This is a genomic window from Bradyrhizobium pachyrhizi (assembly GCF_001189245.1).
Lineage (GTDB): Bacteria > Pseudomonadota > Alphaproteobacteria > Rhizobiales > Xanthobacteraceae > Bradyrhizobium > Bradyrhizobium pachyrhizi.
On sequence record NZ_LFIQ01000077.1, the window covers coordinates 79,751 to 85,871 of the forward strand.

At 64.1% G+C, this 6,121-nt stretch carries 8 protein-coding genes and 2 tRNA genes; 4 read left to right on the plus strand and 6 right to left on the minus strand.

Going from position 1 to position 6,121, the window contains the following annotated elements:
• Nucleotides 1-83 precede the first annotated feature (83 nt).
• Entirely contained in the window at nucleotides 84-1,472 is a 1,389-nt protein-coding gene (locus tag AKL29_RS16495; protein ID WP_050384890.1) for a hypothetical protein, read from the plus strand.
• 14 nt (nucleotides 1,473-1,486) lie between these two features.
• On the opposite strand, the gene AKL29_RS16500 is transcribed toward AKL29_RS16495, so the two are convergent.
• Nucleotides 1,487-1,563, minus strand: a tRNA-Asp gene (locus AKL29_RS16500).
• Between the two features lie 308 nt (nucleotides 1,564-1,871).
• Between AKL29_RS16500 and AKL29_RS16505 the strand changes: the two genes are divergently transcribed.
• Both AKL29_RS16505 and pepT read left to right on the plus strand, forming a co-directional pair.
• Nucleotides 1,872-2,195, plus strand: coding sequence for an HU family DNA-binding protein (locus tag AKL29_RS16505; protein WP_259171327.1), 324 nt, complete (start codon nucleotides 1,872-1,874; stop codon nucleotides 2,193-2,195).
• 172 nt (nucleotides 2,196-2,367) lie between these two features.
• Nucleotides 2,368-3,624, plus strand: a complete 1,257-nt coding sequence (gene pepT / locus AKL29_RS16510; protein ID WP_028333959.1) for a peptidase T — start codon at nucleotides 2,368-2,370, stop codon at nucleotides 3,622-3,624.
• Here pepT and AKL29_RS16515 read toward each other — a convergent pair whose 3' ends face one another.
• From AKL29_RS16515 to AKL29_RS16525, 3 genes are all read right to left on the minus strand, one after another.
• A complete protein-coding gene (locus tag AKL29_RS16515) occupies nucleotides 3,625-4,476 on the minus strand; it encodes a class I SAM-dependent methyltransferase (protein ID WP_050384891.1) in 852 nt (283 codons plus the stop codon). It abuts the gene before it with no gap.
• A 92-nt stretch (nucleotides 4,477-4,568) separates the two neighbouring features.
• A complete protein-coding gene (locus AKL29_RS16520) occupies nucleotides 4,569-4,874 on the minus strand; it encodes a YciI family protein (RefSeq protein WP_050384892.1) in 306 nt (101 codons plus the stop codon).
• A 23-nt stretch (nucleotides 4,875-4,897) separates the two neighbouring features.
• Entirely contained in the window at nucleotides 4,898-5,179 is a 282-nt protein-coding gene (locus tag AKL29_RS16525; RefSeq protein WP_038385060.1) for a hypothetical protein, read from the minus strand.
• A 248-nt stretch (nucleotides 5,180-5,427) separates the two neighbouring features.
• Here AKL29_RS16525 and AKL29_RS16530 point away from each other — a divergent pair, with 248 nt between their 5' ends.
• On the plus strand, nucleotides 5,428-5,637 hold the full coding sequence (locus AKL29_RS16530) for a hypothetical protein (RefSeq protein WP_016847733.1): 210 nt from the start codon (nucleotides 5,428-5,430) through the stop codon (nucleotides 5,635-5,637).
• Nucleotides 5,638-5,800: 163 nt separating this feature from the next.
• On the opposite strand, the gene AKL29_RS16535 is transcribed toward AKL29_RS16530, so the two are convergent.
• Together AKL29_RS16535 and AKL29_RS44930 are read right to left on the minus strand one after the other, a co-directional pair.
• A tRNA-Val gene (locus AKL29_RS16535) sits at nucleotides 5,801-5,877 on the minus strand.
• A gap of 63 nt (nucleotides 5,878-5,940) precedes the next feature.
• Nucleotides 5,941-6,121, minus strand: a 181-nt coding sequence (locus AKL29_RS44930) for a GFA family protein (protein WP_488230422.1), incomplete at its 5' end; no start/stop codon positions are given.

Below are 6,121 nucleotides of genomic sequence, written 5' to 3' on the forward strand. Positions count from 1 at the left end.
ACACAGACCGAGATATTGCTTAACTTGCGTCGTCCAGGGCCGACCGGCTAGCTGCCTGGCAGCTTTCGGATTCGGACGGACCGATGACATTGACGCGCGGTGACCTGGTTGTCGGGGTCACGATCCCCGGGTTCTTCGTCCTCAGCGTCGCCTCGATGATCGCCTGTGGGCACGCATTCCCGGCGATGCATGTCTGGCGATCCGGCATCACCGCGCAAGCCGTCCTCGGCACCGCCATCATGGTCGCATTCGTCCCGGCGTTCGTCGCGGCACGATTCAGCTTCGGTTATCTGGTCGGCTTCTCGCTGCTGTCAGCCGTGTTCGGCTTCGTCTGGCTCAGTTTCTTCAGCGCGTTCGACTATCCGCACGCCATCGCCCGCTGGGCCATGATCGCCGCGCTGGCCGCCGCGATGATCCCTCTGATGTTGCGGAACATCCCGGTTTGGCGGCCCGATTTGTCCGAAGCGGCCGTCAAGCGCATCGCGGTTCTGCTGCTGGTGTCGTGCCTCGCCGTGCTGGTGGCCGATGTCTCCTACGGGGCCAATCTTGGCAATCCCTATGGCGCAGCCCGCACCGCCGTCGTGCGGCCGGCGCTAATGAACTATCTCACCGGGGTCATGATCGGCGCGGTCCTGCCCTACCTGTTCGCGCATTTCGCATCGCGCAGCCGATGGATGCCGGCGGCCGGGGTGCTGCTGCTTGCGCTTTGCTTCTATCCCGTCGTCAACAACAAGACCGTCCTGCTGCTGCCGATCTGGCTGCCGTTTCTGTTCTGGCTGTACGGCCGGTTCGACCCGCGGCTGGCCACGGTGCTCGCATTTCTGATCCCGATGATCGTCGGCCTTTTGGCTTTCGCCATTCTCGCCGCCGACAAGACCTACATCGTGTTCAGCACCATCAATCTGCGCTTCGTCGCGATCCCGTCGCTCGCGCTCGATCAATACGCCGACTTCTTTGCGCACCGCGAACTCACCCGGTTCTGCCAGATCACCGTCCTGCGATACATGGCCGCCTGCCCGTACGGCGAGCTCGGCCCGACCCTTGGAGCGATTTATCAGGACGGCAATTTCAACGCGTCCTTCCTCGCCACCGAGGGCATCGCGTCGGTCGGTCTTGCGCTCGCCCCGGTGTCGGCTTTCGTCTGCGGCCTGATCCTGTCAGTGGGATCGATGGTCTCAAAGCACCTGTCGCCGCGCTTCATCGCGGTTTCGTCGGGCATCGCAGTTCAGGCGATCATGAATGTGCCGCTCACGACAGGCCTGCTGTCGAACGGGATAGCGCTGCTGTTCCTGCTGTGGTGGCTGACGCCCGAACAGCGCGTGGCATTTATCGGTCAGGCCCGAGCAGGCCGCTCAACCCGTCAGCGTTGCCGGCCTCGCGGCGTCCTGATCTGTCGCGGCAGTCTGAGGAAGGCAACTCGTTACGGCACCGGTCCAGAGGGACCAATGGTTTCGGGCCAAACACGCTGCTAAGTCATTGAAATGAATGGCGCGAGAGACGGGACTCGAACCCGCGGCCTCCGCCGTGACAGGGCGGCGCTCTAACCAACTGAGCTACTCCCGCGGATGCCGATCATCGGATTGATCCGCGCAGGACCGAGGGCATAAAGGCCCGCATCCGGTTAGTCAAGGACGTTGCGGATCCCTGCACAGCGTCGGCATTTTCGCGGCACGTACGCGGGTTGTCGCCTGTTTTCAGGGGAAACGGCGTAGTCAGCGAAGCCCCGAATCAAATAAGGCCTGATACGTCTGGGTTTCCTGTGGCCAGCCCGGCGCTGCCCGTTCCTGGAACCGGCGGTTTTCAGGACTTGTCCGGACGCATTTTCCCGACGCGAACGGCGCGCCATTCGCGTGAAAAGCAGCAATCCAGCCATTCAGCAACGAGGAGGGCCAGACATGGCGAAGAAAGCAGCGACACCGGCGACGATCACGCTGAAGCATTTGGCGGCGGCCATCGCCGAGGAGCAGGAGCTGTCGAAGAAGCAGGCCGAGGCGATCCTGACCGACATGGTCACAAGGATCACCAAGCACCTCAAGAAGGGCGAGCGCATCAGGATCGTCGGCCTCGGCATCCTGCAGGTCCGCAAGCGCGCCGCCCGCATGGGCCGCAACCCGGCGACCGGCGAACAGATCCACATCAAGGCCAGCAAGAAGGTCGCCTTCCGCGCCGCCAAGGAGCTGAAAGAAGCCGTCTAGCGCCTACTCTCTCCGTTAAGGCAAAGCGCCATTCCGGCTCGTGACGCGGCCCCGGAGTGGCGCTTTTCTGTGATAGGATTGTCCTACGAAGCTCGCCTTGACGCGGTTTGCTCGCGCGAACCAACTTCGCCAAAGCGCATTGTTCCTATCTCCTGTTTTTTGCGCGGTTTTCATGCTGGCACCGGCTCTCGACTTCAAGCACACCGTCACCGAGCGCTTCCTGCGCTATGTCGTGATCGATACCCAGTCAGACCCGGATTCACCCACCACGCCTTCCACCGAGAAGCAGAAGAATCTCGGGCGCCTGCTGGTCGCCGAGCTGCAGGCCATGGGGATATCCGACGCGCATCTTGATCCGCACGGATACGTCTACGCGACGATCCCGGCCAATACCGACAAGACGGTGCCGGTGATCTGCTTCTGCTCGCACATGGACACCTCTCCCGACTGCACCGGCAAGAACGTCAGGCCGCAGGTCGTGAAGAACTACCGCGGCGGCGACATCGTGCTGCCCGCCGATGCCTCGCAGGTGATCCGCGCCGCCGAGCACGAAGCACTGGCCGACCAGATCGGCAACGACATCATCACCACCGACGGCACCACCCTGCTCGGCGCCGACAACAAGGCGGGCCTTGCCGAGATCATGGACGCCGCGCATTTCCTGATCACCAATCCGCAGGTGAAGCACGGCACCATCAAGATCCTGTTCACGCCGGACGAGGAGATCGGCCGCGGCGTCGACAAGGTCGACATCAAGAAGCTCGGGGCCGATTTCGGCTACACCATGGACGGCGAGACAGCCGGCCATATCGAGGACGAGACCTTCTCGGCCGACGGCGCCAGCATCATCATCGAAGGCGTCGCGACCCATCCGGGCTTCGCCAAGGGCAAGATGGAGCACGCGATCAAGATCGCCGCCGCGATCGTCGATCGCCTGCCCAAGGACACCTGCTCGCCCGAGACCACCGAGGGCAAGGAAGGCTTCCTGCATCCGGTCGCGATCTCGGGCGCGCTGGAGAACGCGCGGATCGACTTCATCGTGCGCGATTTCACCGAGGCCGGCCTGAAGCAGAAGGAAGCGCTGCTGGAAGACATCGTGAACGATGTCATGAAGGGCTATCCGCGCTCGACCTACCGCATGGAGGTCAAGCAGCAGTACCGTAACATGAAGGATGTGATCGATCGCCACCCGCAGATCGTGGCCTATGCGATCGAGGCGATCGAGCGCGCCGGCCTCACGCCGGTGAAGACCTCGATCCGCGGCGGCACGGACGGCTCGCGGCTGTCCTTCATGGGACTGCCCTGCCCGAACATCTTCGCCGGCGAGCACGCGTTCCATTCGCGGCTCGAATGGGTCAGCCGGCAGGACATGGAGAAGGCCGTGCAGACCATCGTGCACCTGGCGATGATCTGGGAAGAGAAGACCTGATCAGGCCCGCGCGGTCACGATCCAGATCGCGCCGGGCAGCAGCACGGCATCGCCCTTCACAAAAGGCGCCAGCGCCTCGCGCATCGAGGCGATCGCGGCATCGCGCACCTCATCCGGGTGCCCTTCCAGCGCGCGGCTGGCCGGCCCGATCTCGAGCGCGCCCTGGATCGCGGCATCGATGCCGCGCCCGGTCGCGACATCGAGCTCAACCCGGCACGGCTCCATGGCAATGCCGGAGAAGCCGGCTTCGCCCAGGATCCGCTTCACGCGGGCCTCGGAGGCGAACGCGAACGGGCCGGGATCCTCGGGCCCTAGCGGCGGCAGTTTCGGCACGTGCTTGTAGACGGCAGCAAGCGGCGTCATGAAGAACGGATTTTCGCGCGGCTCCTGCCAGCAGGCGAAGGCGAGACGGCCGGTCGGCTTCATCGCCTTGCGCAGATTGGCGAACGACGTCACGGGATCGGCAAAGAACATCACGCCAAAGCGCGAGGCCAACAGATCGAAGCTCTCGCTGACAAACGGATAGATGGTGGCGTCGGCCAGCGCGAACTCGACCGGCAAACCCTGCGGCGCGCTCTGCCGCGCCCGCGTCAGCATCGGCTCCGAGACATCGACGCCGAGCACGTGGCCAGCGGGCGCGACCTTGGCCGCCAGCGCGAAGCTCGAGGCGCCGCTGCCACAGCCGACATCGACGACGCGTTGGCCGGCTTTCGGCGCGGCGCGATCGATCAGGAGGTCGAGCACCGGCTGCAGCACGATATCCTGCGCGGCCTGCCGTGTGGCCCAGCGCTGACCGCCCGGCCCGTTCCAATAAGCAATCTGGTCGGCGTTCTGCGGATGGCCAGCGTTCATGCGATCGAAACCTTGTGAGGAAGCTTCTGTTGTCTCATGTTTGGGCATGATCTCTTTCGGAAAACAGCTTCGCACTTTTTCCGGATCATGCCCTAGCAGCTCTCACGCGTCGCGGCGCGCAGCATCGGCATCAGCTGATAGGTGAATCCGGCATCCGCCTTGGTGACGGGATCGTTGGCGACGATCTCCTGCGGATCGGCATCGTCAGGCAGTTGCAGCACGCCGAGGCCCCAGACGCCGGAGGGATCGGCGACCGGTCCGAACACCAGCGCCTTGCCGGCCTGCAGCAGTTCGCCGCAATAGGCGACGTGCGCCTGCATGATGGCGGCTTCCTGCGGCGTCATATCCTGAGGAAAGGTCGGGCGCGGTCCGGTCAATTTGCAGACGTAGTATTTCATCGACCTGATCCGCGCTCGGAGCTTTATTTGGCGGCTGCGCTCGTGGGCTTGGCCGGTTTCGGCTTCGCGGCATTCGCCTTGGGCGCGCCCTGCCCGTCGCTGCGCGCGATGCCCCAGGGATCGGTCGGTTTCTGATCCGGCACACCGCTGAGCGCACGCTGATAGGCGCGCTGTTGCCGCGCCTCGTTGGCCGCATCGGCCGGCGACTTCTCGACCTCTTCGCGATAGCGCTGAACGTGATCCGACTGTGCGAATGCGGGTCCGGCAATCATGGTGAGAAGAAAAATCGCGGCGAGTTTGCGCATGCATCAAGTTCCCGGTTAGGCGGACAGAATAGCATCGCTGCAGCGTCGGCATCAAATCTGGGCGCGTGACTTTCGGCACCTTTCGCACCATCGGGTATCGAATGACATTCGGCACGCCAGCGCGGAGCAAGCGCGGTCCCGGCCATCCCCATGAGACTACCCCACGGCCGGGATCGCGCCCTCTCCGCGCGTTCACCGAGAGCCATGCAATGGCCTTACTCCGTAGGGCTCATCAACCAGAGGCGGCTTTGCAGCTCGTGAAACACCGCGCCACCGTCATCCTGCGCGAGCATGTGCAAGCGGAGGCCGAGCTGGTCGGACGAGCCGCGGTTCTCACCGATGGAACCGCAGGGACCGTCGAGGGCGTGTTTCTGGACGAATCTCACGGGTTGCGCATCTCGATCAAGGGCCACATCGGGAAGTGGCCGATCGCGACCATCAGGATGCTGCAACCGTAGGACTGGATCCGAAGGGGGAAGCACGTCCGCACGCGTTTAGGCAGCCAGTCCGCCTGCGCATTTCGAGCCTTGGCGTGACAGCCTTCGCCCTGCGAACCGAACAAGCGGATGAATTAGTGCTCAAAGGCTGGCTTGCCCAGCCGTAGCCCGCAGGGTGAAGGGCTGGTAGGCGGCGAGAGATTCGAACTCCCGACCCTCTCGGTGTAAACGAGATGCTCTAACCAGCTGAGCTAGCCGCCCTTACCTGCGCGCCTCTTTAGCCTCGCCTGCCCCCGAGGCGCAAGGCCGCAACGCCTCAATCCGTCAGCACCAGTCCGTCGGGCGCGCTGGCAATTCCTTGAGATCATTGATCCATGGCGCGGCGGAGCGGCACCAGACCTGGCGTCGCGGGGTCAATTGGCCGCGCTGGCGAATGCTGCCCCAGCGGATGCCCCAGTCGTCGGGCCCGCCGTCCTCGCCGCTCGTGAACAGCGGCGAACCGCAG

Coding starts and splice junctions, on each gene's coding strand:
- AKL29_RS16520 (WP_050384892.1), bottom strand. CDS start 4,874: ATGAAATACTACGTCTGCAAATTGACCGGACCGCGCCCGACCTTTCCT.
- AKL29_RS16495 (WP_050384890.1), top strand. CDS start 84: ATGACATTGACGCGCGGTGACCTGGTTGTCGGGGTCACGATCCCCGGG.
- AKL29_RS16515 (WP_050384891.1), bottom strand. CDS start 4,476: ATGAACGCTGGCCATCCGCAGAACGCCGACCAGATTGCTTATTGGAAC.
- AKL29_RS16525 (WP_038385060.1), bottom strand. CDS start 5,179: ATGCGCAAACTCGCCGCGATTTTTCTTCTCACCATGATTGCCGGACCC.
- pepT (WP_028333959.1), top strand. CDS start 2,368: ATGCTGGCACCGGCTCTCGACTTCAAGCACACCGTCACCGAGCGCTTC.